Source organism: Agrobacterium sp. GW821-FHT14E08 (genome assembly GCF_058803865.1).
In genome coordinates this window covers 150,101-175,953 of record NZ_JBXAPJ010000002.1, presented here as the reverse complement: position 1 = coordinate 175,953, position 25,853 = coordinate 150,101, and the positions used below count along the sequence as shown (strand labels likewise).

At 60.4% G+C, this 25,853-nt stretch carries 25 protein-coding genes; 14 read left to right on the top strand and 11 right to left on the bottom strand.

The window, feature by feature from the left end; all coding sequences use genetic code 11:
* Positions 1-263 precede the first annotated feature (263 nt).
* Positions 264-1,247, top strand: coding sequence for a phosphotransferase enzyme family protein (locus AC1ROR_RS09655; RefSeq protein WP_498589279.1), 984 nt, complete (start codon positions 264-266; stop codon positions 1,245-1,247).
* 161 nt (positions 1,248-1,408) lie between these two features.
* On the opposite strand, the gene rnhB is transcribed toward AC1ROR_RS09655, so the two are convergent.
* Entirely contained in the window at positions 1,409-2,062 is a 654-nt protein-coding gene (gene rnhB, locus AC1ROR_RS09650) for a ribonuclease HII (RefSeq protein WP_498589590.1), read from the bottom strand.
* A gap of 333 nt (positions 2,063-2,395) precedes the next feature.
* The gene (locus AC1ROR_RS09645) at positions 2,396-3,553 is read right to left on the bottom strand and encodes a PA0069 family radical SAM protein (protein WP_080833640.1); all 1,158 of its coding nucleotides are present in this window, start codon (positions 3,551-3,553) and stop codon (positions 2,396-2,398) included.
* 243 nt (positions 3,554-3,796) lie between these two features.
* Between AC1ROR_RS09645 and AC1ROR_RS09640 the strand changes: the two genes are divergently transcribed.
* Together AC1ROR_RS09640 and AC1ROR_RS09635 are read left to right on the top strand one after the other, a co-directional pair.
* Complete coding sequence (locus AC1ROR_RS09640; protein ID WP_080836482.1) at positions 3,797-4,315, top strand: glycosyl transferase; 519 nt, start codon at positions 3,797-3,799, stop codon at positions 4,313-4,315.
* Between the two features lie 144 nt (positions 4,316-4,459).
* Positions 4,460-5,320 (top strand): hypothetical protein, encoded by an 861-nt coding sequence (locus AC1ROR_RS09635; RefSeq protein WP_498589278.1) that lies wholly within the window; start codon positions 4,460-4,462, stop codon positions 5,318-5,320.
* Between the two features lie 62 nt (positions 5,321-5,382).
* Here the strand turns inward: AC1ROR_RS09635 and AC1ROR_RS09630 are convergent, their stop codons facing one another.
* The 3 genes from AC1ROR_RS09630 to AC1ROR_RS09620 form a co-directional block, all read right to left on the bottom strand.
* Positions 5,383-6,828, bottom strand: a complete 1,446-nt coding sequence (locus AC1ROR_RS09630) for an FAD-binding oxidoreductase (RefSeq protein WP_498589277.1) — start codon at positions 6,826-6,828, stop codon at positions 5,383-5,385.
* Between the two features lie 50 nt (positions 6,829-6,878).
* Positions 6,879-7,856 carry an L-threonylcarbamoyladenylate synthase gene (locus AC1ROR_RS09625; protein ID WP_498589276.1) on the bottom strand — a complete coding sequence of 326 codons (978 nt, stop codon included), beginning with the start codon at positions 7,854-7,856 and terminating at the stop codon, positions 6,879-6,881.
* A gap of 64 nt (positions 7,857-7,920) precedes the next feature.
* Complete coding sequence (locus AC1ROR_RS09620) at positions 7,921-8,529, bottom strand: DUF6656 family protein (protein ID WP_498589275.1); 609 nt, start codon at positions 8,527-8,529, stop codon at positions 7,921-7,923.
* Between the two features lie 332 nt (positions 8,530-8,861).
* On the opposite strand from AC1ROR_RS09620, the gene AC1ROR_RS09615 reads away from it, so the two are divergent.
* From AC1ROR_RS09615 to AC1ROR_RS09600, 4 genes are all read left to right on the top strand, one after another.
* The gene (locus AC1ROR_RS09615; protein ID WP_498589588.1) at positions 8,862-10,106 is read left to right on the top strand and encodes an aromatic ring-hydroxylating oxygenase subunit alpha; all 1,245 of its coding nucleotides are present in this window, start codon (positions 8,862-8,864) and stop codon (positions 10,104-10,106) included.
* 7 nt (positions 10,107-10,113) lie between these two features.
* A complete protein-coding gene (locus tag AC1ROR_RS09610; protein ID WP_035218637.1) occupies positions 10,114-11,196 on the top strand; it encodes an FAD-binding oxidoreductase in 1,083 nt (360 codons plus the stop codon).
* Positions 11,197-11,373: 177 nt separating this feature from the next.
* On the top strand, positions 11,374-11,841 hold the full coding sequence (locus AC1ROR_RS09605; RefSeq protein ID WP_035218634.1) for a BA14K family protein: 468 nt from the start codon (positions 11,374-11,376) through the stop codon (positions 11,839-11,841).
* Positions 11,842-12,065: 224 nt separating this feature from the next.
* Positions 12,066-12,584 (top strand): BA14K family protein, encoded by a 519-nt coding sequence (locus AC1ROR_RS09600; RefSeq protein WP_498589274.1) that lies wholly within the window; start codon positions 12,066-12,068, stop codon positions 12,582-12,584.
* A 218-nt stretch (positions 12,585-12,802) separates the two neighbouring features.
* On the opposite strand, the gene AC1ROR_RS09595 is transcribed toward AC1ROR_RS09600, so the two are convergent.
* Complete coding sequence (locus tag AC1ROR_RS09595) at positions 12,803-13,798, bottom strand: transporter (RefSeq protein ID WP_080833649.1); 996 nt, start codon at positions 13,796-13,798, stop codon at positions 12,803-12,805.
* A 220-nt stretch (positions 13,799-14,018) separates the two neighbouring features.
* Here AC1ROR_RS09595 and AC1ROR_RS09590 point away from each other — a divergent pair, with 220 nt between their 5' ends.
* The 3 genes from AC1ROR_RS09590 (at position 14,019) to AC1ROR_RS09580 (ending at position 16,977) form a co-directional block, all read left to right on the top strand.
* Complete coding sequence (locus tag AC1ROR_RS09590) at positions 14,019-15,803, top strand: acyl-CoA dehydrogenase family protein (protein ID WP_498589273.1); 1,785 nt, start codon at positions 14,019-14,021, stop codon at positions 15,801-15,803.
* A gap of 10 nt (positions 15,804-15,813) precedes the next feature.
* The gene (locus AC1ROR_RS09585) at positions 15,814-16,572 is read left to right on the top strand and encodes a crotonase/enoyl-CoA hydratase family protein (RefSeq protein WP_498589272.1); all 759 of its coding nucleotides are present in this window, start codon (positions 15,814-15,816) and stop codon (positions 16,570-16,572) included.
* Between the two features lie 90 nt (positions 16,573-16,662).
* Positions 16,663-16,977, top strand: coding sequence for a hypothetical protein (locus AC1ROR_RS09580; protein ID WP_498589271.1), 315 nt, complete (start codon positions 16,663-16,665; stop codon positions 16,975-16,977).
* Here the strand turns inward: AC1ROR_RS09580 and AC1ROR_RS09575 are convergent, their stop codons facing one another.
* Together AC1ROR_RS09575 and AC1ROR_RS09570 are read right to left on the bottom strand one after the other, a co-directional pair.
* Complete coding sequence (locus AC1ROR_RS09575; protein WP_498589270.1) at positions 16,978-18,228, bottom strand: class I SAM-dependent RNA methyltransferase; 1,251 nt, start codon at positions 18,226-18,228, stop codon at positions 16,978-16,980.
* Positions 18,225-18,977 carry a TlyA family RNA methyltransferase gene (locus AC1ROR_RS09570; protein WP_498589269.1) on the bottom strand — a complete coding sequence of 251 codons (753 nt, stop codon included), beginning with the start codon at positions 18,975-18,977 and terminating at the stop codon, positions 18,225-18,227. Before AC1ROR_RS09570 ends, AC1ROR_RS09575 begins: the two co-directional genes overlap by 4 nt.
* A gap of 268 nt (positions 18,978-19,245) precedes the next feature.
* On the opposite strand from AC1ROR_RS09570, the gene AC1ROR_RS09565 reads away from it, so the two are divergent.
* From AC1ROR_RS09565 to AC1ROR_RS09555, 3 genes are all read left to right on the top strand, one after another.
* Positions 19,246-21,264 (top strand): methyl-accepting chemotaxis protein, encoded by a 2,019-nt coding sequence (locus AC1ROR_RS09565; protein ID WP_498589268.1) that lies wholly within the window; start codon positions 19,246-19,248, stop codon positions 21,262-21,264.
* Between the two features lie 152 nt (positions 21,265-21,416).
* Complete coding sequence (locus AC1ROR_RS09560) at positions 21,417-21,812, top strand: ACT domain-containing protein (protein ID WP_498589267.1); 396 nt, start codon at positions 21,417-21,419, stop codon at positions 21,810-21,812.
* A 29-nt stretch (positions 21,813-21,841) separates the two neighbouring features.
* Complete coding sequence (locus tag AC1ROR_RS09555) at positions 21,842-22,213, top strand: nuclear transport factor 2 family protein (protein WP_498589266.1); 372 nt, start codon at positions 21,842-21,844, stop codon at positions 22,211-22,213.
* Positions 22,214-22,251: 38 nt separating this feature from the next.
* On the opposite strand, the gene AC1ROR_RS09550 is transcribed toward AC1ROR_RS09555, so the two are convergent.
* On the bottom strand, positions 22,252-22,560 hold the full coding sequence (locus tag AC1ROR_RS09550; protein ID WP_498589265.1) for a putative quinol monooxygenase: 309 nt from the start codon (positions 22,558-22,560) through the stop codon (positions 22,252-22,254).
* 5 nt (positions 22,561-22,565) lie between these two features.
* A complete protein-coding gene (locus AC1ROR_RS09545; RefSeq protein ID WP_498589264.1) occupies positions 22,566-23,360 on the bottom strand; it encodes a helix-turn-helix domain-containing protein in 795 nt (264 codons plus the stop codon).
* 106 nt (positions 23,361-23,466) lie between these two features.
* Between AC1ROR_RS09545 and AC1ROR_RS09540 the strand changes: the two genes are divergently transcribed.
* On the top strand, positions 23,467-23,829 hold the full coding sequence (locus tag AC1ROR_RS09540) for a nuclear transport factor 2 family protein (protein ID WP_498589263.1): 363 nt from the start codon (positions 23,467-23,469) through the stop codon (positions 23,827-23,829).
* A gap of 42 nt (positions 23,830-23,871) precedes the next feature.
* Here AC1ROR_RS09540 and dxs read toward each other — a convergent pair whose 3' ends face one another.
* Positions 23,872-25,791, bottom strand: a complete 1,920-nt coding sequence (gene dxs / locus AC1ROR_RS09535) for a 1-deoxy-D-xylulose-5-phosphate synthase (RefSeq protein ID WP_498589262.1) — start codon at positions 25,789-25,791, stop codon at positions 23,872-23,874.
* Between the last annotated feature and the right edge of the window lie 62 nt (positions 25,792-25,853).

Genomic DNA, 25,853 nt, shown 5'->3' with positions numbered 1-25,853 from the left:
TTTGGGTCCTGGGGATCGGTTAGAAATACAGCGCCGACGTCGAAATGCTGTTCTTTTAGTGGCCACCCATACAAACGCTCAGTCTGCGGGGAGCAGGTTAAAAAAGGGCGGGTATTGGCAAGCTTTAGGGTTTGGCTTTCTCGACGCTATATTCGATCGCGCGTCCGCTTATTGCCGCAGCAGCAGATTTCCCTATTCTACGGAGCAAGCGACTAGGTCGCGATGCTGAGACAGCCTCATCAAGCTCCGCAGGACATAGCCGAATGATCGACTTTTATCCGCTATATTCTACCCCACAGAGTGAAGCGATCGAAGATTTTATCAATCTGCACTACGAACTAAAACGACCAGTCTCCTGCAAGCTGCTTCAGCGTGGATTTAATGACGTTTATCTGGTCACCGTGAATGACGACGAGCGCTATGTGTTTCGGCTTTCCCACCGTCGTGCCCGCGGCGCAGCCGACGTCAAAAGCGAAACTGCATTTCTGTCCCATCTTTCGACATCAGGAGTTCCGGTCGCCGGGCCAATTCCGACACGTGACGGCGCTTTCTTCGTTCGAGGCCAGGCGCTGGAAGGTGCGCGCGAGGGCGTGCTTTTTAACGCGCTTGGTGGGCGTGAAGTGCGTGCCGCTGATGCTGGTGATGGCCGGGCTAACGGAAAGACCCTTGCTCTTGTGCACAACGCGGCAGAGACATTTTCCACTGGCGAAACGCTATATCGGCTTGATCTCGAACATTTGTTGCATCGGCCTCTCGCCCGAATACGTGACAGCGGAATTGTGGAGGATGCGCAGGTTCTCGTTGATCTTCAAGACATCGCCAAGCGCGCAGCAACGGCGATCGAAGCGGTCGGTAATCTGACTTGGACATATTGTCATGGAGATTGCCACGGTTTCAATTCTCGTATCAATGAGGATGGTGAAGCCGTATTCTTCGACTTTGATGATGGAGGCCCGGGATATCTCGCTTATGATCTCGCTGTCTTCCTCTGGGCTCAAATCTCCTTTGGCCGGGAACATATTACCGTCTGGCACGCCTTCGTGGATGGGTATCGGGCAATTCGGCCGATATCGCCTGACGACTTCGAAGCGGCGCTGAGGTTTGTGACGGTTCGTCACCTATGGCTTATGGGTGAACACGCAAGCCGAACCCACGAATGGGGAAGCAATTCTGTCGGATGGATCCCGCGACAGGTCGATTTTCTCACCAAGTGGGAGATCGATCGATTTTCCGATCGTCTGTTCTGAGGCTGGTGCCAGCGCGTCATGCTGCAAAGACGGGCTGTTCCCTGTCGCAGACAAGCCACGTCCTGACTTGCACCCGCTTCAAGGTTTTATCCGTGTCGATGTATTTTGCATTGCGAAGGCGGTGATCGAACGAAAATTGCGAGTTGCATTCGCCGCCAGGATCAATCCCGCTTCAGCGGCCGAAAGCTCATCCGGTGCAGCGGGCAGGGGCCGTGGCTTTCGATGGCGCGAAGATGGGCCGGCGTTCCGTAACCGGCATGGCCTTCAAAGCCGTAGGATGTGTGCACCACACCGGCCCGTTCCATCATCCTGTCGCGGGTCACCTTGGCGATGATCGAGGCGGCGGCGATGGAGAGGGAGCGGGAATCGCCCTTGATGACGGCTTTGGCTTCGCAGGTAATACCGGGCGGGCGGTCGCGGCCGTCGGCCAGCACGAGGGCAGGGGAGATTTCGAGACCGAGCACGGCGCGGCGCATGGCGTCGAGGCTGGCGCGCAGGATATTCATGCTGTCGATCAGGCCGGGGCCGGAAGAGGCGACGGATACGATCGAGGTTTCCATGATCTGCACGAACAGGCTTTCCCGCTTCTGCTTCGTCAGTTTCTTGGAATCGTCCATCCCCTTGGGAATATTGTCCGGATCGAGAATGACAGCTGCCGCAACCACCGGTCCGGCCAGAGGTCCCCGGCCTGCCTCATCCGTGCCCGCCACGGGCCACAGGCCCTTCTTTTTCGCCTCCAGTTCGAAGGAAAAATCCGGGCCGGTATAGGCAAGATCAAAAAGAGCAGGAGAATCGGGTGTGGCCGTGCGTTTCATGCGGCGAAACTGGCACACACACCCGATCTCCTGCAAGCCCCCGGAGCGGGCGATGACAGACGCGGTGAGCCGGGGTCGAGGGGCGTGGCTCACCGTGCCCCGACGGTCATCATGACCTTTGATCCTCCAACGGGGCGGCGGAGGAAAAACGATCGCACGCGAGGCGGCGGTTCCGGGGGCGATGTCCGGCGGGCCAGGGAAAACCCGCAGGGCATTTCGTGGGAGTGTGGCGGCCAAAAAGAGGCCGCCGCTCCTTGTCATGTTCTGCCTGATATCGTCGTACGCTCCATGTGGTGCTTCGATCAGGCGGGGTCTGTTTTCAGCAACGGTCTTTCAAAGCAGCGACAATTGCACGCCGGCTCCGCCCGGCGGCACGAAGAGATCGTCACGCAGATGAATGCCGCGGCGGATGAGGCCGAGCCGTTTGGTCGCCATCTCGAAACGCCTGCCGATCTGCCAGGCATAGGGGCCGGCACCCTTCATGCGTTTTCCAAATTCCGCATCATAATCCTTGCCGTCGCGCATGGAGCGCACCAGCGACATGACATGGCGATAGCGGTCCGGATAGTTGCGCAGCAGCCAGTCACGGAACAGCGGGCTCACCTCCAGCGGCAGGCGCAAAAGCACGTAGGACGCTTCGGTGGCGCCGGCGGCCTTGCCGGCCTCGAGAATACGCTCGATCTCATGATCGTTAAGTGCCGGAATGACGGGCGCCATCATCACGGCCACGGGAATGCCGGCCTCGGTCAGCGCCTTGACGGCTTCCAGTCGCTTCTCCGGCGTGGCGGCGCGCGGCTCCATGTTGCGTGAAAGCTTCCGGTCCAGCGTGGTGACGGAAATGCCGACCTTGGCAAGCCCCTTTCTGGCCATGGGCGCCAGAATGTCGATATCCCGCTTGATCAACGCCGATTTGGTGACGATGGCGACGGGATGTTCGGCCTTGGCCAGCACTTCCAGTATTTGCCGCATGATGCGCCACTCGCGCTCGATCGGCTGATAGGGATCGGTATTGGTGCCGATGGCGATCACCCGCGGCTTGTAGCCCGGCTTGGCCAGTTCCCGTTCCAGGAGTTTCGCCGCATCCGGCTTGGCGAAGAGCTTCGATTCGAAATCCAGCCCGGCCGAAAGCCCCATATAGCTGTGCGTGGGGCGGGCGAAACAATAGATGCAGCCATGTTCGCAGCCGCGATAGGGATTGATGGAACGATCGAATGGGATATCGGGGGATTCATTGCGGGTGATGATGCTGCGCGGCTTTTCCACCTGCACTTCGGTACGGAATTCCGGCATATCCTCCAGCGTCTGCCAGCCATCGTCGAAAACCTCGCGCTGCAAGGCTTCGAAGCGCCCGTCGGGATTAAGTCCCGCACCACGGCCGCGACGACGGTCGATCTCGATCCGCAGGCCCGATGCATCGGCCAGCGCATTGGCAATGTCAGGCGTATGGCGCGGCTGAAAGGCAGCCTGCCCCGAAAGAGTGTGGTCTCTCATCTGGATGCTCCGAGGTCGCGGCACGCCCCTGAAGGCAGGCCCAACGCCCTAAACCGTTTCCATCCGAGCAGGATTTCATCACCTCCTCGAATGATTAAATTCCTAACGCAAGAATGAGAACAATACAAGAACAAAAATGAAAATTGGCGCCGCTTGTCCATTGTCGCCGCGATAAACCATACCGGATTTTTCTCGCGGCGAGCGGAGTGGCAATTTATTGTGCGATGCGTTAGAGCTATGCATATGTTGACAGTCATAATGGAATGCCGGGATCAGGAACCGGAGCTGGCGCACACGCTGTCTGCGCTCGTAACCGGGGCCGTGGAAGGGCTTGTAAGCGATGTTGTGATCCTCGATCACGGTTCGCGCGATGGATCGTCGCGCGTCGCCGATGCCGCTGGCTGCCGTTTTTATGTGCAATGGGACATTGCGGACGTCATGCAGTCCGCGCGCGGACAATGGATCCTGCTGGTGGAGCCGGGCGCACGCCCGCAGAGCGGCTGGATCGAGGAAATACTGGAATATGTGACGGTGTGCGCGGAGCCTGCCCGGTTTTCCCCGTCCCGTTATCACAAGCGTCCGTTTTTCAGCCGAATCATCCGCCGTCAGCCGCCATTGGAATATGGCTACCTGATGCCGAAGAAACATGCTGTCGCGATCGCAAAACCAGGCATGGACCTGACACAGTTCATCCAGGCGCAAAAGTCGCGTCGCCTGAATGCGGAGCTGGTTCCAGCCTGGACGGCGCGACCTGCGGGCTAACCTGCCACGCCTGAGACAATCAAGCGAAAGATCGAACGCGACTGCGATGTCAGCAAGCCGCTGAATTGCATCGCGAGGAAGAATATCGGCTCGACTTTTACGGGAATAAATGCAACCTATAAATGTCTTTTAGGGGAGGGTTGCATGTCCTGCGGATTCTTTAAGTCAAATTCTTCCAAAATCCACGCTGCCTTTTGCATTGTTACAATATTGGCATTCCCGACAGCAGCTTTGTCTCAGGCCCGATGTGGAACGGGCGGCGTCGTTTTCACCACGACAGAACTCAAGGTCGATGCGGATGGAGCGCCGAACTCCTATCTGGTTAACGGCGAGGGACTATCCTACACCTGCGACGGCGTCACTGCGGTAGGATCAACACCTGAAACCGACCGGCATGGATGGGAGAAAAAATGCCGTGATGCCTGGAAGAAAGCCGTTGCGACCGGTGATTATTCGAAGGTCAGAATATTTGGTTTTTCCAAAGACGAGAATAATAGGCCGATAGTTCAAAAGGCTGGCGATCCCCTGCCGGGGAAGGCTTTTATTACGGAGACGTCCGTTTCGGTTCCAGATGGACCGGCAGGAACACAAAGGCATTGGATCGATGCCAATGAAATTCCCTATGTTGTTTTGTCTGGTAGCTTCGTGAGGAAATATGGTGTGAGGGGTGGCGACATAGTCGTCGTTTATCGCCCGGCAACCAAACGTTTCGCTTACGGGGTTTACGGGGACGGCGGTAAGCTCGGCGAAGCCTCCGTGCGCTTCCATCAGGACATCGGCAACAATCCTCTGGTGAACAAGGGCGGCGTTCTGCGAGCAAAATCAGGCATTGCCGATGAGAAGAGAAATAAGGATCCGATCCCGGTCATTACCGTGGTGTTTCCCGGCAAGACGTCTCATCCGACAGTCGACGCAAAAAAATGGCGTAATGAGATTGCCGCGATGGGAAAAACCCATTTCGACAATTGGGGCGGCGTTGAAAAATTGATCGAATGTGCCCGCTAGTCTGAGCTGGCCCCTTCCCGGAAGAAACGGGCGGTCATAACCGCCCGTATTCTATCAGGCCGTCAATGGGCTTGGCCGGACGAAAGCACCTTGCCGGGGTTCATGATGCCGGCGGGATCGAAAGCGTGCTTGATGCGCCGCATCAGTTCCATTTCGATGCCGGGCCGGATGGCGGCCAGTTCGTCGCGCTTCAGCTGGCCAATGCCGTGCTCTGCCGAAATCGAGCCGCCGAGCGATAACACGATGCCGTGGACGATCTCGTTCATATCCCGCCAGCGGCCAATGAATTCGGCTTTGTCGGCGCCGACCGGCTGGGAAATATTATAATGGATGTTGCCGTCGCCGAGATGGCCGAAGGCGCAGATGCGGGCGCCTGGAATGGCGGCGAGAACCGCCTTTTCCGCCGTCGCCATGAATTCCGGTATGTTTGAAACCGGAACGGAAACATCGTGCTTGATCGAACCGCCCTCGGGTTTCTGCGCGTCCGACATGCTTTCGCGCATGTGCCACAGCGCCTGCCGTTGCGCCTCGGATGCGGCGATTACCGCATCCTGAACCAGCCCGGCTTCAAAACCGCGCTCCAGCAGCGATTGCATCATGGTATCCGCCGTCTCCGCTGAATCGGAGGTGGAAATATCGATGAGTGCGTACCAGTCATGCGGATTTTCGAGAGGATCGCGCACGCCGGGAATATGTCTCGTGGTGAATTCCACGCCGATGCGCGGCATCAGTTCGAAGCCGGTCAGCGCCGTGCCGCAAAGGTTCGAGGCCATTTCGAACAGTTTCAGCGCGTCCTCAGTGGAGCCAAGTCCCGCAAAGGCCACCTGATGGCCGAGCGGTTTCGGGAAAAGCTTCAGTACCGCACCGGTGATGATGCCGAGCGTGCCTTCTGAACCGATAAACAGATCGCGCAGGTCGTAACCCGTATTGTCTTTCTTCAGCCGCCGCAGCCCGTTCCAGATTTCGCCTGTTGGCAGCACCACTTCGAGCCCCAGGCAAAGCTGGCGCATATTGCCATAGGCGAGAACCGCCGTGCCGCCGGCATTGGTGGCGAGATTGCCGCCGATGCGGCACGAACCCTGCGAGCCGAGCGACAGCGGAAACATGCGCTCCACCGTATCGGCGGCCTTGTGAATATCATCAAGAATGCAGCCGGCATCCGCCACGATGATATTGGCGACGGGATCGATATCGCGGATGCGGTTCATGCGCTCGAGCGACAGGATGATATCGCTGCCGTCCGCACGCGGTGTCTGGCCACCCACAAGGCCGGTATTGCCGGTCTGCGGCACGATGGGGGTTCCGGTCTCGCTCGCAAGCTTCAGGATGGCCGCGACCTCCTCGACCGAACCGGGCTTGATGAGTAACGGCGAGGCGCCGCGATAAAGCCCGCGATTTTCCACAAGGCGCGGCGCCATTTCCGCCGGGTCGCGGACCGCGTTCTTTTCGCCGACAATGGCGGTAAAGCGGTCGAGGATGTCGGAGGAGGGGATGGCGGTGGTCGTCATGGGCGGCGTCTCGCTGTCTTTTGAAACATGGGCGAAAGGATTGGGTGCCGTCAGCCTCGCGGCGCGGCGGCGCGGGAAAGGCGGTCGTTGATCGCCTCTCCAAGACCATGGGTGGGAATGGCGGTGATGGCGATTATATTTGCACCGCTTGCATCGGCGGCTTTGAGATAATCGAACAGATTGGCGGCGGCCTCGGAAAGATCGCCGGAAGGGCTGAGATCGAGCACGGTGCGCGCCGCCTCTTCACCGGCGATGGGGATGCCGCCGAACCGGATCAGCGCTTCGCCGGGAGAAACCGATGTTGCACCGAGGCGCACGGCAGCGCCCGGCGCATAATGCGAGGCCAGCATTCCGGGCGCCTCAATGGCGGCAGAGGCTTTTTTGGGCCGCTCGAGCCGTTTGCCGGCAACGCGCTCTATGTCCTCGGTGACAATGCCGCCGGGACGGAGCAGCCGCACCCGGCCATCCTCTTCCACCTTGACGATGGTGGATTCGACGCCGACGGAGGCCGCGCCGCCATCGAGAATAAGATTGATCTTTTGGCCGAGATCGGCCTCGACATGGGCCGCACTCGTCGGGCTGATCTTGCCGGAACTATTGGCGCTGGGCGCTGCCAGCGGCCGGTCGAACCGTCGGATCAAGTCACCGGCAAAACCCTGCGGCACACGAATGCCGACCGTGTCGAGCCCGGCCGTCGCCAGCGAATGAATGCTGCTTGCCGGTTTCAGCGGCAAAACCAGCGTCAGCGGTCCGGGCCAGAAAGCTTCGGCGAGTTTCAGCGAGACAGGGTCAAAAACCGCGTAACGTTCGGCCATGGCGATATCGGCCATATGGCAGATCAACGGGTTGAACTGCGGCCGGCCTTTCGTCTCGTAAATGCGGGTGATGGCGGCCGGATCGGTGGCGTCGGCAGCAAGGCCATAGACGGTTTCCGTCGGCAGGGCGATGGGCTGGCCATCTGCAAGCTCGGTAACGGCTGCCTGCAAGGCGGTTTCCCGCTCGGTTTCGATATTGATGTGACGCGCCATGATGCTGCCTTTCAGGGCGTCAATAGCGTATTTCAAGCCTTTATGGGAAGCGTTATCGCTGCTTTTATATTGCCTTGATGATCTTGCGCATCTCGTCCGAGCGCGCGCCGAGCATCAGCACGTTCTTCAGGGCCACACGCGGATCATGGGTCTGGAACAGAAGGCCGCTGCGATGGAAGGACGTATCGACCGCGATGCCCTGATCAGGGAGCGCGTTTATGGCGACGGCGAAATACATCCGCGAATAGCGTGCATCGATGTTTTCGAAGAAGTTTTCAGCACCGCTCAGCTCGGCGAAGAAATTGGCGAAATAGAAGGACCAGAAAACATGGCGGCGCGCGTCGAAACTGGTCTTCGCTGCCGTGACATGGCAATAGCCGAGATGCGGACGCTCATCCAGCAGATGGTGGAAAACCATCTTGGGAAAGCGGATGGAGTGGTGAAAGCCATTGAGACGGCTATGGGTGGCGTCGGCGGCAGCTTCGAGCTTGCGCCCGGTTATCGCGGCGACCTCGTCGTGGCTGTAATAGACGCGCTCTTTCGGCAGCCAGCGCTCTTCGTAACGGGTGATGCGTCCGGTCCGCAGGAAGTCAGAATGCGCGGTATTGGAACGTATCGGTATGACCGAATGTTTGCCCGCATCGAAATAACGTATGCGTGTCGCCTTCTCCACCAGGAACGCCCTCGTTGCTGTCGATCAGCCAACATAGTTTAGGGAGCGTTAAAACTCCGTTGCGCCGCAACCCCCGTTTTCTGAAGGGTGGATAGGATGCACGCGACATCATGCGTCATATTGCGACGCGGTTTATTGGACCGAATAGCGCGCGGATTTCGCAAGCGGAATGGCCTGCGAGGGCTATCGGCGCATGTCGCAATTTGTCGCCAATGCGGAAGCCGATGTCGCTGTTTGCGCTGCCGCAAATACCCGCCGGTGTTTAGATGGGACATGCTTCCGCAGCCCGCGTGAATGGTGCCGGGCAGGGCGGTTTGATCGAGGATTTGGCCATGGAATTGCGTGAAACCGTATTGCGCCAGCTGAAGAACCGCCGCGAAGGCTTCAGCCTGGAACAGCCCTTCTACACGGACCCGGATTATTTCAAGCTGGATATGGAAACGATCTGGTATCGCGACTGGCTGTTCGTTGGCCATGATTGCGAGGTGGCGAAGTCCGGCAGCTATTTCACCGTTCAGATCGGCGCCTATTCCGTCGTCATCGTCCGCGGTCGTGACGGGCAGATCCGTGCCTTCCATAATTCCTGTCGCCATCGCGGCTCCCGCGTCTGCACCACGCAGAAGGGCCAGTCCGCGCGTCTCGTCTGTCCCTACCACCAGTGGACCTACGATCTGGACGGCAAGCTGCTGTTCGCCCGCCATATGGGCGAGGAGTTCGACAAGGGCGATTTCGGCCTGAAGCCGGTCGCCTGCGAAACCGTTGCCGGTTACGTCTTCATCTGCCTTGCCGACCAGCCGGCGGATTTCGCGCCGATGCGCGCCGAAGTCGAAAGCTACATGGCCCCGCACCGCATCTGGGAAGCCAAGGTCGCGCATGAAAGCACCATCATCGAAAAGGGCAACTGGAAGCTCGTCTGGGAAAACAACCGCGAATGCTACCATTGCGCCGCCAACCACCCGGAACTCTGCCGCACCTATCCCGAAAATCCGAGCGTGACGGGAACGGATGGTGGTGCGAGCGATCCTGAAATCGGCGGCCACTGGGCGCGCTGCGAGGCTGCCGGCCTGCCGAGCCGTTTCAAGATCGACCCCAAGGGCCAGTTCCGCGTCGCCCGCATGCCGCTGATCGGCGAAGCGGAAAGCTACACCATGTCCGGCAAACGCGCCGTGCGCCGGCCGCTGTCCGACGATGTCAGCATCAGCCATATCGGCGCGCTGCTGCTGTTCCACTACCCGACGACGTGGAACCACTTCCTCGGTGACCACACCATTTCCTTCCGGGTGCTGCCGCTCAGCGCCAACGAAACCATGGTCACCACCAAATGGCTGGTGCACAAGGATGCCGTCGAGGGCGTGGATTACGATCTGGAAGACCTCACCCACGTCTGGAACGAAACCAACGATCAGGACCGCCGCATCGTCGAGGAAAATGCCTTCGGCATTCGTTCCCCCGCCTATGAGCCCGGCCCCTATTCCATGGAGGACGAGGGCGGCGTGATGCAGTTCGTCAACTGGTATGCCGATTTCATGGTCGACCGGCTGTCCGGCGACAAGGCCAGGCTTTCGGCTGTAGCGTGATGCGAAGATGAATATGGTTGTGAGCTACAAGCACATAGACGAGATGAAGCCGTGGAGTGACAAGCTTCACTTGCTGGAATGTATCTCGGTGACGCCCGAGACGCCTGACGTGATGACGTTCCTGTTCCGCTCCGAAGATCAGAACTGGTTCCGTTATTTGCCGGGTCAGTTCGTGACGCTGGAACTGCCGGTGGGCAAGGAACCACTCTACCGGACATATACATTGTCCTCCAGCCCGTCGCGGCCCTATGCGCTGTCGGTCACGGTCAAGGCGCAGGCCAATAGCATCGGCACCCGCTGGATGTTCGACAATCTGAAGCCCGGCATGAAGATCCGGGCGCTCGGTCCGCTTGGCGACTTTTCCTACGTCAAACATCCCGGTGACAAATATCTGTTCATCTCGGCAGGCTCCGGTGTCACGCCGATGATGTCGATGGTGCGCGACATGAGCGACCGCGCCCCGCAGAGCGATATTGCCTTCATCAATTGTTCTCGGACTCCCGGCGATATCGTCTTCCGTCACGAGCTGGAATATCTCGCCCGGTTCATGCCGAACCTGTCTCTCGGCTTTATTGTCGAGAAATGCGGCCGCACCGATCTGTGGTCCGGCCTGAAGGGCATGGTCGACAAGGCCAAGATCGCATTGCTCGCGCATGACTTCATGGAGCGCACCGTCTTCTGCTGCGGGCCGGAGCCTTTCATGGCCGCCGTCCGCTCCATGCTGGAAGCGTCGGGCTTCGATATGGGGCGCTACCATCAGGAAAGCTTTTCGCCCGCCACTCCCGTTGCCGTCGGCGAAAGCGTTCTTGTCGATGCGGATGGTGAAGCGCTGTCGATGGTGGGCTTCACCGTTTCCGGAAAAGAAATGCCGTGCCAGCCTGGCCAGACCGTTCTGATGACGGCGCGCGCCGCCGGTGTGCGCATCGGTGCCGCCTGCGAATCGGGAATTTGCGGCACCTGCCGGGTGCTGAAGCTTTCCGGTGAGGTGGAGATGAATCACAATGGCGGCATTCTCGATGAGGAAATCGAGGAAGGTTATATTCTCGCCTGCTGCTCGCGGCCTCTGACGGATGTGAAGGTGGAAGCCTGACGGGCGGAACCCATCTCATTGGGCGGCGTGATTTTTGCCGTGGAACTAAATTTCATCAAACTCGTTTGCACGTCATCGAATTCTTTTCGGGTGTTCTTGGGGGACTGACCCTTACCTCCGATGAGAGTGAACGGTGAAAGGCGCGGTTCAACGCGCCAGAGCAAACGGAGGAAGATCATGATGAATTTCCGGACAACGAGCGTCGCCACGGCGATTGTCGTTTTCCTCACAAGCTTCACGCCGTCGCAGGCGTTCCAGGCGCCTGTACCGATGCCGAAGCCGGCGATCGCCGCCGACAATAATGTCGTGCCGGTGCAGTACCGCGAATGGGACCGCCGTTACGACCGCAGGCATGGCGACCGCATGTATCGCCCGCGCCCGCCGCGTGATGGATATTACAATGGCCACCGCGGCTATCGCGATCGCCGTCCGGGCTATCGCTATCATAATGGCTACTGGTTCCCGCTTGCAGCCTTTGCAGCTGGTGCGATCATCGGCGGCGCCGTGCAGCAGCCGCGTCCGGCCTATGGCGGCAGCCATGTTTCCTGGTGTCAGAACCGCTGGCGTTCGTATCGCGCTTACGACAACAGCTACCAGCCGACCAGCGGTCCGCGCCGCATATGCGTATCGCCTTACAGCCGCTGATAGTGGTTTTCGAAAGCCCGGATTTTGATCCGGGCTTTTGCTTTCGGACTGTCGGTTCGGTAACCGAAGCGTGAATGCATCGTTAATGCTGGGTTCAGGCGAAAACGCCTAGCCTGCAACCAGTAATGTTCCGGCCAGAGCCGACAAGCTGGCTGAGTAAGAAGAAGAAGGTGTTATTATTCACGTCCAACGGCCTGTCGACCGTCGTGAATGGAGGAAGTCAGATGAGAGACTATATGAAGAATATCTTGGCTGTCGGTCTTTCTGCGATCGTGGTTGCGGGAGCGATTGTTCCGGCGGAAGCTGCAATGCCATTGCCGGCGGCACCGAAGAGTGTCGAGACGGTGGGCAATGACGCCAGCAAGAATATCGTGAATGTGCAGTACTGGCGCGATCGTCGCGACTGGGATGGCGGACGTCGTGGCTGGTACGGTGGTCATCGCGGTTATCGCGATTACCGTCCGGGCTACCGTCATCATGACGGTTACTGGTTCCCGCTCGCAGCCTTTGCGACGGGTGCGATCATCGGCGGTGCGCTTTCGCAGCCGCGCGAAGTCTACCGCCCGGTTCCGGAATATCGTCCGCGTCCGGTCTATCGCGAATACCGCCCGGTCCGTCGTGCCGGCATGAGCCAGGCACATGTGAACTGGTGCTATGGCCGCTATCGGTCCTACGATGCCTATAGCAACACGTTCCAGCCATATCACGGCCCGCGCCAGCCCTGCTATTCGCCTTACAGCTGATAGATTGGACGAGCCGAAGTCGATGGAGCCGCCCGGAGGAATACCGGGCGGCTCAAGCTTTTTATAGGCCTCGTAACATCAGCCTTTATCATCCTCGGGCTTGACCCGAGGATCCATTGTCGCCGGTGGTTGTGGATCCTCGCCTCAAGGGCGAGGATGACGCCGAGTTAGAATGTCGACGCCACCCCGCTAAGAAGTCGGTTGACCTCTGTTGATCGTCACAAAATCCGCGCCCGCTTCAGCACGAACCAGGCAAGCGCTACCGAGATGACGATGAAGATGCTGGCCGAAAGCGTGCCGCCGGTGCCGACCGTAAACGGCAGCTCATCCGTATTCATGCCGAAGAAACCGGTCACCAGCGAGGGCGGCAGCAGGAACGCCGTCATCAGCGACAGGATATAAAGATGCCGGTTTGTCTCCGACGAGAGTTTGGAATCGATTTCCTCGTGCAGCAGCCTTGCCCGCTCCTGCAGGGCATAGACGTCATGATCGACGGCTTCCAGACGCCCCATAAGGCGTGAGGCGACATCCTCGAAACCATTGGGCATCTCGTCATCATCGGCGGCGGAAGCCCGTCGCATCAGGGTCAGCACGGTGCGCAGATGCCGGTGCAGGCGCACCACCGTGCGGCGCAGCGGGGCAAGCCGCCGCCGTTCGTCGCGCGTCTCGCTGTCATAGACCATATCCTCGATGGCGTTCAGCTCTTCCGTCGTCTCCATCACCAGATTGATGAGCGAGCGCTGGAATTCGGCGACAAGGCCTTCGAACACATGCGATGGCGTGAGGTAGCGGTTGGAATTCTTGTCGACCGCCGCCTTCAGCCGGTCCACCGAATGCAGTGGCTGCAGGCGGGTGGTGATGATGAAACGGTCGCTCACCGCGAAATGCAGCCACCCGAAATCACGTGTCTCCTTGTCGAATTCCCGCTGGAAATCGACAAGCGTGCCGTAAAGCGATTTTTCATCCACCACGATGGAGGGATGTGTCTCATGGGTGGTGAGGCTTGCGCGCGCCGCCGGATCGAGACCCTCTATGGTTTCGAGAAAACCCGCCACCCGCTGATCGGCGAGATTGAGATGCAGCCAGAAGAAGCCGTCGCAATCGGCCATTTCGTGAAAGCCGGCATCGGGTGCAAGCCGGCGGCACGGGGCTGTGCCGGGGTGGAATTGATAGGCCCAGACAAGGCCGGGAATAACGGGTGTTACGAGATCCATCGTGGCAGTCCTGACCGGCTGGATGGGAGGAGGGAGGCGTTCGTCGTTCCGGTGTGGGAGCGGCGGCGGCGAAGCGCCTTTCAGCGCATGCTGAGCAAATTCATATGACAGTTTTATAACAATCCCGCTGAAATGACGGGAATTTTCAAATTGACGTTTACGTAAAAATCATTTAGCCCGAAGATCAGCACGATAGGCAAAAGCTTCGGGAGGAGGCAGCATGTATACCGCGCCGGTGGACGATATCGCCTTTACGCTCAAACATGTGGCGGGTCTTCAGGACGCACTTGCAAAGGGTGTGCTGGGAGATCTCGGTGAAGATCTCGTCGATGCCATTCTGCACGAAGCCGGCCGTTTCGCCACCGCCGAGGTCGCGCCGCTTGCCGAGATCGGCGACCGGCAGGGCGCGAAGCTCGCCGACGGCAAGGTCACCACGCCCGACGGTTGGGCCGATCTTTACCGCCGCTGGGCGGAAGCCGGCTGGAACAGCCTGACCGCGCCGGAAGAATTCGGCGGCCAGAACCTGCCGCATATGCTGAATGTCGCCGCACTCGAAATGTGGAATTCCGGCTCCATGGCCTTCGCTCTGGCGCCGACGCTGACCATGGGTGCTGTGGAAGCCCTTGTCGCCCACGGTAGCGATGACCTCAAGCACACCTATCTGCCGAAACTCGTCTCCGGCGAATGGACCGGCACGATGAACCTCACCGAGCCGCATGCGGGTTCGGACCTCGGCGTCCTGAAGACCCGGGCGGAGCGCAATGGCGACGGCACCTACCGTATTTTCGGCCAGAAGATTTTCATCACCTGGGGCGAACACGATGCGGCTGATAATATCATCCACCTCGTTCTCGCCCGCCTGCCGGATGCGCCTGCCGGCACGCGCGGCATCTCGCTGTTCCTCGTGCCGAAGTTCCTGCCTGATGAGAACGGTGGGCCGGGCAGCCGCAACGATCTGTTCTGCCATTCGCTGGAACAAAAGCTCGGCATTCACGGCTCGCCCACCTGCACCATGATCTTCGGCGACGGGAAATTTGGTGAAGGGAAGGGTGCTCTCGGCTGGTTGATCGGTGAGGAGAACAAGGGTCTCGCCTGCATGTTCACCATGATGAACAACGCCCGCCTTGCCGTTGGCATGCAGGGCGTGGCGATCTGCGAAGCGGCGACCCAGAAGGCCATCGACTATGCCAGGGAGCGCACGCAGGGCAAGGCGCCCGGCTGGCAGGGTTCCGGCATGAGCCCGATCATCGAACACCCGGATATCGCCAGAACGCTTCTGACGATGAAGGCGCTGACGCAAGGATCGCGGGCGATTTCCTTCAGCTGTGCGCATGCCATCGACATGGCGCATGCGACTGAAGACGCCCGGGAGCGCGCTCACTGGCAGGAGCGCGCTGCCCTTTTGACACCCATCGCCAAATCCTTTTCCACCGATGCCGGCGTCGATGTCGCCTCTATGGGCATTCAGGTGCATGGCGGCATGGGCTTCATCGAGGAAACCGGAGCGGCGCGTTATCTGCGTGATGCCCGCATCGCGCCGATCTATGAAGGCACCAACGGCATTCAGGCCATCGATCTGGTGCTGCGCAAGCTGCCGCTTTCCGAGGGCGCACAGGTGCGCGGTTTCATCGCCGAACTGCGTGAGATCGCCGCCTGCACAGCCGCTTCGAACCGCGACGATCTCGGCGAGACCGGCCGTTATCTCGAAGCGAGCCTTGGCGATCTGGTAACGGCGACCGACTGGCTGCTGGACCGCATCAAGGCAGGCGAAACCGAAACGGCGCTCGCCGGCGCGACGCCCTATCAGCGCCTCTTCGGTCTGGCGCTCACCGGCGCCTATCTCGCCAAGGGCGCATTGGCCGCCGTCGATGATGGCAGGGGCGGACATCGCGCAGCCCTTTGTCGTTTTGCTGCGGAAAATCTGCTGGCGGAAACGGCGGCGCTGAAGGACCGCGTTATATCAGGTGCGGCAAGCCTTGCCGCCGCCCGCACCGTATTGGCTTGAGGAGCTTCAGATGTCGGACGAACACATTCTTGTCGAGCGCGTCGGCCATGCGCCTGATGTCTTGACCATCCGCTTCAACCGGCCGGACAAGAAAAACGCCATCACCGATGCCATGTATCTGCGTATGGCATATGCCCTCCACGCTGCCAATGCGGACCCAGAGATTCGCGTCGTCGCCTTTCTCGGCACGGAAGGCTGCTTCTCTGCCGGCAATGACATGGCTGATTTTCTCGCCTTCGCCATGTCGGGCGGAAAGGGCAAACTTGCCGCGCTTGAGCTTCTGAAAGCGCTCGTCGCTTTCCAAAAGCCAATGGTATCCGGCGTCGACGGGCTCGCCATCGGCATCGGCACGACGCTGAACCTGCATTGCGACCTGACGGTCGCCTCCAGCCGCAGCCTGTTCAAGACTCCATTCGTGGATTTGGCGTTGGTGCCGGAGGCGGGTTCCAGCCTGCTCGTGCCAAAACTCATCGGCCACCAGCGCGCCTTTGCGCTGCTTGCCATGGGCGAAGGTTTTACTGCCGAACAGGCGGTGCAGGCCGGCATGATCTGGAAAGTCGTCGCTCCGGAGCATGTGGAGAGCGAGACGCTGGCGCTTGCCACCCGGCTTGCGGCCAAACCACAGCAGGCGCTGAAGATCGCCCGCGATCTGGTTCGCGGAAACCCGGCGGATCTGCTCGCCCGCATCGAAGAGGAAGGCCGCCATTTCATCGCGCAGCTGCAAAGTGCCGAAGCGCGAGCCGCCTTTGAGGCATTCATGCGCCGTTAAGCGTTCTGGCAGGAAGTCCTTGCGGTTAAGGAAGCGGTCAATATGGCTTGGGTTAGATAAAGCAACGTCATTGTCCGAAGGCCAACTGCCATGCGCCACTTCGTTTTCGCCCTGTCCTTGTTCCTCTCCGCCGCAACTATTGCAGAGGCGGCGACGACCGCGCCTTTGCCGGTTTCGGGCAACAACGTCATTCTGGCGCAGTCCACGGATGACGACAGCCCGAATTTCTATTCCGGCAACAGCCGCGACCGCCAGCGCCGCGCCCGTTTCGTCTGCGTCATCACCCCGCCGGACAGCGCCAATCGACGCCGGCCCTATGTTTGCCCCATCGAGCGGGGCCGTGTCGGCGGCAGCTGCCGCTGCTCGGGCGTGGTCGGCAACGGCACGGTCGATACCGCCTGGTAACTATTTCTCCAGCGTCGCCACCGCCTCCACATGCGGCGACCACAGGAACTGATCGACCGGCGTGACGCGGGTGATGCGATAACCGCCCTCCGTGAGAAGCGCGAGATCGCGTGCGAGCGTCAGCGGATTGCAGCTCACCGCGACGATCTTCTTCACCGTGCTGCGGGCCAGTTCCTTGCACTGGAATTCGGCGCCGGCGCGGGGCGGATCGAACACGACAGCATCGTAATTCTTCAATTCGCTCGTCATCAGCGGGCGGCGGAAGAGATCGCGCTTCTCGACGCTGACAGGTTTCAGGCCCTGCATGTTGCGGGCGGCGAAATCGAGCGCCTTCAGCGGCTTGTCTTCGGCTTCCACCGCGTGCACCCTGCCGATGCGCGCGAGCCGCAGCGCAAAGGTACCGGAACCGCAGAAGAGATCGGCAATGCGTTTGGATTTGCCGACATGGGCAAGCACCAGCTCCGCCATCGCGTCTTCGGCCTGTTTGGTCGCCTGCGTGAAACCGCCGGCGGGCGGCGAGACCGGAACGCCGCCGAATTCGATGATCGGCTTTTGCGGCTCGATCAGGATTTCGCCCGATAACGAGACGCGAGCAATGCCGCGCATGGCCAGCACCGTTTCCGTCAATGCGCGCCGCTGCTTGTCGGCGACGGATTTGATGCCTTCGACTGAAATGTCGAGGCCCGAGAGCGTTTCAAGAACGGTCATGCGGAAGGGTTCGGCATTCGTTACCATCGAAAGGCCGATGGCGCGGATGGCATCCAGCCGCGAGACGATGCCGGGCGAGGTGACGGGACATTCCTCAATGGCGACGATGTGGTGGCTGTTCGCCTGGCTGAAGCCGAGCAGCAGGCCCTTTTCCGTCCGGCGGGCGGCGAACACCGCGCGGCGGCGCTCGCCGGGGCGACAGATGACAAGCTCGTCCACCGGCGGCGTCAGGCCCTTTGATTTCAATGCCGAAACCACCAGTTCCCGCTTGAAGGCGTGGTAGGGCTGGTCGGCCAGATGCTGCAGCGAACAGCCGCCGCAGGTGCCGTTCTTGCCTTCGGGACCAAAGTGACGGCAGACGGGGTCACGACGGTCAGCCGAGGCTTCCGCAATCGACATGACCGTGCCGTGATCCTTGACCTTGGCAATGGCGACCGTCTCGCCGGGAAGCGAGAAGGGCACATAGACCGGGCCGTCGGGACAGTGCGCGATGCCGTCGCCCTGCGCACCCAGGCTCTTGATGGTGACGGTCTGTGTGCTCATGGCTTTTCGCCTCCGAGAAGAAATTCGACATTGCCGTCACCGCCGGAAATCGGTGAGGGAATGAGGCCAAGGCTCTTCCAGCCCATGTCCTCGGTCAGCCAGCGTTCCAGTTCAGCGGCAACGGCAGGCGCCGTTTCCGGCTCCTTCAACAGCCCCGCTTTGCTGATCGCGTCGCGGCCCGCCTCGAATTGCGGCTTCACCAGCAGGACAGCCAGAGCGCCGGCTTCCGCAAGCTCAAGTGCCGGGGCAAGTGCAAGCTTCAGCGAAATGAAGGACACGTCGGAGACGATGAAACCGATGGGCCGGTCATCGATATCCTCTGCCGTCAGATAGCGCGCATTCAGCCCTTCCAGATTGGTCACACGCGGATCGTTCTCGATCCTTGGATGCATCTGCCCGTGCCCGACATCGATGGCGGTGACGTGTTTGGCACCACGATGGAGCAGCACCTCGGTAAAACCACCAGTCGAAGCGCCGACATCGAGACAGTCATGGCCCTTCGGATCGAGCCGGAAATGATCGAGCGCGGCTGTCAGCTTGAGGGCGGCGCGGGAGACGTAAGCCTGCGCAGGATCGCTGATGGCGATCTTCGCATTTGCGGCAACGGTCTGGCTGGGTTTGGTGACGGTCTTGCCGTCGACGGTCACGGTGCCGCGCGAAACCGCATCGCGCGCACGCGAGCGGCTGGCGAAGTGGCCGAGCGATACTAGAAGCTGGTCAAGCCGTTCATTTTCAGATGTTTTGGACATGGTCCCGTGTCAATGACCGCCAAACCCCGCCGATGCAAGCGATTTATCGCTGAAAGGGACCGGCGATGCCCGCTGTCGTCCCTTGATGTTGCACCGCAAAGTCAGAATGTTCGATTAATCCAATATAAAGGCTTGTATTGCACTTTGTGCGCAAGGCCCGTGCGGCCACCGGAACCTGCCATGACGGCAACTCCTCCCATCCACAAAATTGCGACCGTTGCAGCGCAGACGCCTGCTACGCGGCATCGGGTCGCCGAGAGAGTTTGCGATGTCGCTGAAAAACCTCCCCATCAATATAAAGCTCATTGTCACCTTCTGCGCTTTGATGAGCGTGTGTCTGCTCGCCTCCGCGGTCGTATTCTGGCAGACGCTGGGGAGCGAGCGCGTCACGGTCGAGAATAACCGCACCAAGGACATCATTCAGGCCGTGGACGGCGCGAAGGCCGCCATGCTGGAACAGGCCGTCAACCAGCGCGGCTTCCTGCTGTTTCGCAGCGACAGCACCTATAATGATGTTTTCGCCCAGCGCGACATCATGTTGAAGAAGCTCGACGAAGCCCGCGCGCTGGCCGCCGGCCAGCCGGACATCCTGCAATCCATCGACGACATGCAGAAATCCGCCACCGTGTTCTTCAAGGAACTGGCGGAACCGCAGATCGCCGCGCGCAAGACGACCGAAGCGCCGATTTCCGAAATCATCGAGATCGGCCGCAATCAGGCCAAGGGCCAGCTCGACGGCTTCCGCGCCTCCGCCGCCAAGATCAAGGAACAGCTGAACGGCCTGTCCACCGCTTACGCGGCCGAGCAGCAGGCCGCCGCACTGAACCTGAAATATGCGCTTCTGGGTGGCGGCGCTGTTGCCGGTCTTCTCGCCGTTGCCCTTATCTGGGCGCTGTCGCGCTCCATCGTCACGCCGATCGTCGGCATGACTGCGGCAATGAGCCGGCTTGCCGATGGCAATCTGGACACGGAAGTTCCGGCCACGGATCGTGGAGACGAAGTCGGCAAGATGGCGAAGGCCGTTCTGGTCTTCAAGGAAGCCGGGCTGGAAAAATCCCGCCTCGCCGGTGAGACAGATCGCATGCGCTCCGCGACGGAGGCTGAACGTCGCCGCAACGAAGAGGAAAAGGCGCGCGACGAAGCCGCCAGCGCCTTCGCCAGCGCCGAGCTTGGCAAGGGCCTTGCCGCTCTTGCGGATGGCGATCTCTCCTATCGTATTGAAACGCCCTTTGTGCCTGCCATCGATCCGGTCCGCGTCAATTTCAACAGTGCTGTCGACAAGCTGCAGCAGGCGCTCCAAACCGTCGGCGAGAACGCGGCCGCCATCAATGCCGGCGCTTCCGAAATGCTGTCTGCCGCCGACGATCTGTCGCGCCGCACCGAACAGCAGGCGGCCTCCATCGAAGAAACCGCCGCAGCCCTGGAAGAAGTCACCACCACGGTGCGCGATAGCGCCCGCGGCGCAGAGGACGCCGGCAATCTGGTGCAGCGCGCCCGCGCCGGTGCGGAAAAGTCGGGTGTCGTGGTCCGCAAGGCGGTTGCCGCCATGCGCGAAATCGAGAAATCCTCGGGCGAAATTGGCAACATCATCGGTGTCATCGACGATATCGCCTTCCAGACCAATCTTCTGGCGTTGAACGCCGGCGTCGAAGCCGCCCGCGCCGGTGATGCGGGCAAGGGTTTTGCCGTGGTTGCGCAAGAAGTCCGTGAACTCGCCCAGCGTTCCGCCAATGCCGCCAAGGAAATCAAGACGCTGATTGGCGCTTCCAGCCAGCAGGTGGAAAACGGCGTCAATCTGGTCGACGAGACCGGCAAGGCTCTGGAACTCATCGTGGCAGAAGTCGAGGAGATCAACGCCCATGTCAGCGCCATCGTCGTCGCGGCCCGTGAACAGGCGACGGGCCTGCAGGAAATCAACACGGCCGTGAACACCATGGACCAGGGCACGCAGCAAAATGCCGCCATGGTGGAGCAGCAGACCGCCGCCAGCCATTCGCTGGCCCGCGAAGCGGAAGCGCTGAACAGCCTGCTTGGCCAGTTCAGGATGGGCGGCGCCCGTGCTGCCGTTGCCGGTGGATATGCCGCCGCGCCGCGCCAGTCTTCCTCAAGGCCCGCTTTCCAGCCCGCGCCGGCCGCACCGGTTCGCAAGGCTCCGGTAAAATCGGCCTCCGCAACCGCAAGGCCCGTCGCCTCGCCGGCTCGCGCGCTTGGCCAGAGCCTCGCCCGCGCCTTCGGCGGCGCAGCCGAAGCGCCAGCCGCCAAGGATCAGGACTGGACGGAGTTCTGAGCAGGCCGGTCACGGTTGTGTAGCGAGAATTGGGGGCCGGAAGGCCCCCTTTTTGTTGGTAGGTTTTCGCGTCAAATAAGGGCTGGCACTCAACCGCACGTATCGGCAGCTGGTAAGCCAAGCCTTCGTATTTTGAGAAAGGTAATTTCCAGATGGCAGCGCGCGTCAAATTACGGGTTTTGGAAGGCGAGTATGGGGTGGCCCGGCTTCAAGCGTCTGAAGCCATCCCCGCATGGGCCGATGGTGGCGGGTTCGTCAGCATCAGCCGGACCGATGACGAACTTTCCATCGTCTGCCGGAAAGACCGCATCCCGCGGGATGTCCAGTTTGATGCGGGCTGGTCGTGTTTTAAGTTTCAGGGGCCATTTGCCTTTGATGAAACGGACATCGTCCTGTCCGTCATCGAGCCCTTATCCACCAATGATATAGGAATATTTGTGGTTTCGACTTTCGATGGCGACCATCTGCTGTTGAAAACCGGCGATCTGGAAAAAGCCTTCGGTCTGCTTGCAAATGCGGGACATTCGCTCATCAAAGAATCAATTTAACCACGACGGCATTTCTGCAGAGGTGTGTTTTGAATAGTGAAATAGAGCTTCCGGTACAAAAGCAGCTTGAGGCCTACAATGCCCGTGACATCGATGCCTTCATGCTCTGGTGGGCGGATGATTGTCAGTATTACGCTTTCCCGGCGACGCTTCTGGCGGGAAGCGCGGCAGAGATTCGACAGCGCCACATCGAGCGCTTCAAGGAGCCGGATTTACATGGAAAACTGCTGACGCGCATTGTCGTTGGCAATGTCGTCATTGACCATGAAACGGTCACGCGGAACTTTCCGGAAGGAAAGGGAGAGGTCGACGTTGCCTGCATCTATGAAGTTGAGAACGGCAGGATCGCCAAGGCCTGGTTCAAAATCGGCGAACCGCGGGTATTGTCGCGAAAATCCTAGCGCAAAGGGCGCGCGCGGCTTTCCCACCGTCCGTGTCGCTATGCGGCGTGATCCGCCCGCATGGGATGCCAGACGGAAATATCCCGTGGCGCATCCAGAAGCTCGGGCAGGGCATCGTGCCATGCTTGCCGATAGGGGCGGTGGATCTGAACGTCGATGACGTCCTGATGGTCGCTCCAGGTCTCATGCAGCAGGAAGTGGTTCTCGTTTTCACCATCCCGGTGCAGTGTTGCGTTCACGAAGGTCTTTTCGTGCCGCATGGCGTCGAGCAGCGCATTCAGCAATTCGAGAAAGCGGTCACGCTGGCCGGGGCGGACCTGAAAGCCGATGAGATAGGTGGTGTGCACGGGTCTTACTCCTTTGTGCCTTGCATCAGTGCTTCGCGGGTTGCCGCGTCGGCAGGGTAAAAACATTCCAGCACCAGTTCGGACAGCGTGACGTCTGTGGCCGTTCCGAAAACCGTGGTGGTTGAAATGAAGCTCAATATGCCGCCCGAAGATGGATCGCGAAGCTGGAGCGGTATGGCCAGCGGATCGGCCCCGGCGGCATGGGGCGGGACCTTTGGCGCAGGATAGGCCGCAAGCTCCGCATGCAGCCGGGAAAGCACCTCGTCTCCCGTCTCTTCGACCTGACGGCGCAGACGTTCCAGCAGGTGATGACGCCATTCGGCGAGGTTGACGATGCGCGAACTCAGGCCCTGCGGATGCAGGCTCAGCCTCAAGGCGTTGAGCGGCGGGCGAAGCAGCTCTTCGCAAACGCCGGCCAGAAGCGACGTGATCGCCCCATTGGCGAGAACGACGTTCCAGTGCCGGTCGACGGCAAGGGCGGGGAAGGGCATATGCCCATGCACCACGGTTTCAACCGCCTGCCGGGCCGCCGCCATATCAGGCGCATCCATCGGCCGTTCGGAATGGACGGGCGCATAACCCGCCGCCAGCATCAGCCGGTTGGCGGCGCGGGCGGGCATGGAAAGCTGCTCCGCCAGTTTCACGAGCATCTCGCGGCTGGGGGATGATCGCCCGCTTTCCACGAAGCTCAGATGGCGCGCGGATATGTCCGCCTCCATCGCCAGATCGAGCTGGCTTAACCTGCGGCGCGCACGCCATTCCTTCAGCACCTGGCCGACATGTTCTCGATGATGTGTCATGCCCGTAACCTAGCAGAAGAGAGCGGCAATGCGATTACCTCTGAGGTAATTGTTCCGCTTTCCGACGCCCGGCATGTTTGGGCCGTCAACCAGAAGGAGCGCAATCATGACGCAACATCTCACAATCGCCCAGACCTATCTCGCAGCCTGGAACGAAGAGGATAATGAACGCCGCAGGCATCTCGTCGGTCAGGCGTGGTCAGAAAACACGCGCTACGTCGATCCGCTGATGCAGGGCGAGGGGCAGCAGGGGATCGCCGCGATGATCGAGGCGGCGCGGCAGAAATTTCCGGGATATCGTTTCGTTCTTGCCGGCACCCCGGATGGACACGGCAATTTCACCCGTTTCTCATGGCGTCTCATTTCGCCTGATGGGGATGATATTGCGGGTGGTACCGATGTCGTCAGCCTGAATGCCGAGGGCCGGATCGATAGTGTCGTCGGTTTTCTTGATGGCGCTGCATCCTGAGAAAGAGGCGGGATCGTCCCGCCTCCTGTCCCGGCAATCGTTTCAGCCGGCGAAACCGACGCCGGCCTGACGCTGGCCGAGAGCATTAAACACCGTGGAAACGATGCCGGCTCGGTCGAGGCCGGCATTGGCATACATGGTCTCGGGCTTTGCCTGCTCCACCCACTGGTCGGGCAGGGTCAGCGTCCGGACCTTGGGGCCATGGTCGAGCAGGCCGGCGCTGGCCATGAAATGCAGCACATGCGCGCCGAAACCGCCGACAGAGCCTTCTTCGATGGTCACCAGAACCTCGTGATGGCTGGCCAGCTGGCGGATGAGATCGAGATCGAGCGGTTTGGCAAAGCGCGCATCGGCAACCGTGGTGGAAAGGCCGGCCGCATCGAGGTCTTCGGCGGCCGCCAGGCATTCTGCAAGCCGGGTGCCGAAGGAGAGCAGCGCAACCTTGGTGCCTTCCTTGATGATGCGACCCTTGCCGATCTCAAGAATCTCGCCGCGCGCGGGCATCTCGACGCCCACGCCTTCACCGCGCGGGTAACGGAAGGAAATCGGGCCTTCGTCATAGGCCGCTGCCGTGCGCACCATATGTTTCAGCTCCGCCTCGTCGGCCGCCGCCATCACCACCATGCCGGGCAGGGTGGCGAGAAACGTCGTGTCGAAGGAACCGGCATGGGTCGGCCCATCCGCGCCGACGAAACCGGCGCGGTCGATGGGGAAACGCACCGGCAGGCTCTGGATCGCCACATCATGCACTAGCTGGTCGTAACCGCGTTGCAGGAAGGTGGAATAAAGCGCGCAGAACGGCTTGTAACCATCAGCCGCAAGCCCGGCGGCAAATGTCACGGCGTGCTGTTCGGCGATGCCGACATCGAAGGTGCGGGATGGGAAAAGCTCGGCCATCTTGTCGAGGCCGGTGCCGTTCGGCATGGCGGCGGTGACGCCGATGATCTTTTCGTCGAGCGTCGCTTCCTGGATCAGCGCTTCGGCAAAGACGCTGGTATAGCTCGGCGCATTCGGCTTAGCTTTCGCCTGTGCGCCGGTGATGACGTCGAACTTGTTGACACCGTGATATTTGTCCGCCGCCGCTTCCGCCGGTGCATAACCCTTGCCCTTCTGAGTCACCACATGAATGAGGACAGGGCCTTTCTGGTTGTCGCGCACATTGCGCAGCACCGGCAGCAGGTGATCGAAGGAATGACCGTCGATTGGGCCGATATGATAGAAACCAAGCTCTTCGAACAGCGTGCCGCCGGTCACGTAACCGCGCGCATGGGTCACGGCGCGGGTAATGGCGCGGTCGATGGTCTTGCCGAGATAGGCGGTGAGTTTCTTGCCGAAATCGCGGAAGCCCATATAGGTGCGGCCGGAGGCGAGGCGCGCCAGATAGGCGCTCATCGCGCCCGTCGGCGGCGCAATCGACATGTCGTTATCGTTGAGGATGACGATCAGCCGCGCATCGAGCGCGCCGGCGTTGTTCAATGCCTCGAACGCCATGCCCGCCGACATCGAGCCATCGCCGATGATGGCTACGACCTTGCGGTCGCTACCATCAAGACCCGCCGCCACGGCCATGCCGAGACCGGCGGAAATGGAGGTGGAGGAATGGCCAGCGCCGAAATCGTCATAGTCGCTTTCCGCACGACGCGTGAAACCGGAAAGCCCGCCTTCCTGCCGCAGCGTGCGAATGCGGTCGCGCCGGCCGGTGAGGATTTTATGCGGATAACATTGATGGCCGACATCGAAGATCAGCCGGTCTTCGGGCGTGTTGAACACCTTGTGGATGGCAATCGTCAGTTCCACCACGCCAAGGCCGGCACCCAGATGGCCACCGGTCTTCGACACGGCGTCAATCATCTCGTCGCGCAGTTCCCTTGCCAGTTCCGGCAGGTCGCGATCGTCGATCTCCTTGAGATCGGAGGGAAAATTCACCCGGTCGAGCAATGGTGTCTGTGGCATTCCGGTCAATCGTTCGGCCTTTTCTTGTCGTCAGCAGGGCGTGCCAGAGCGTCTTTCATATCGAAAGCCGA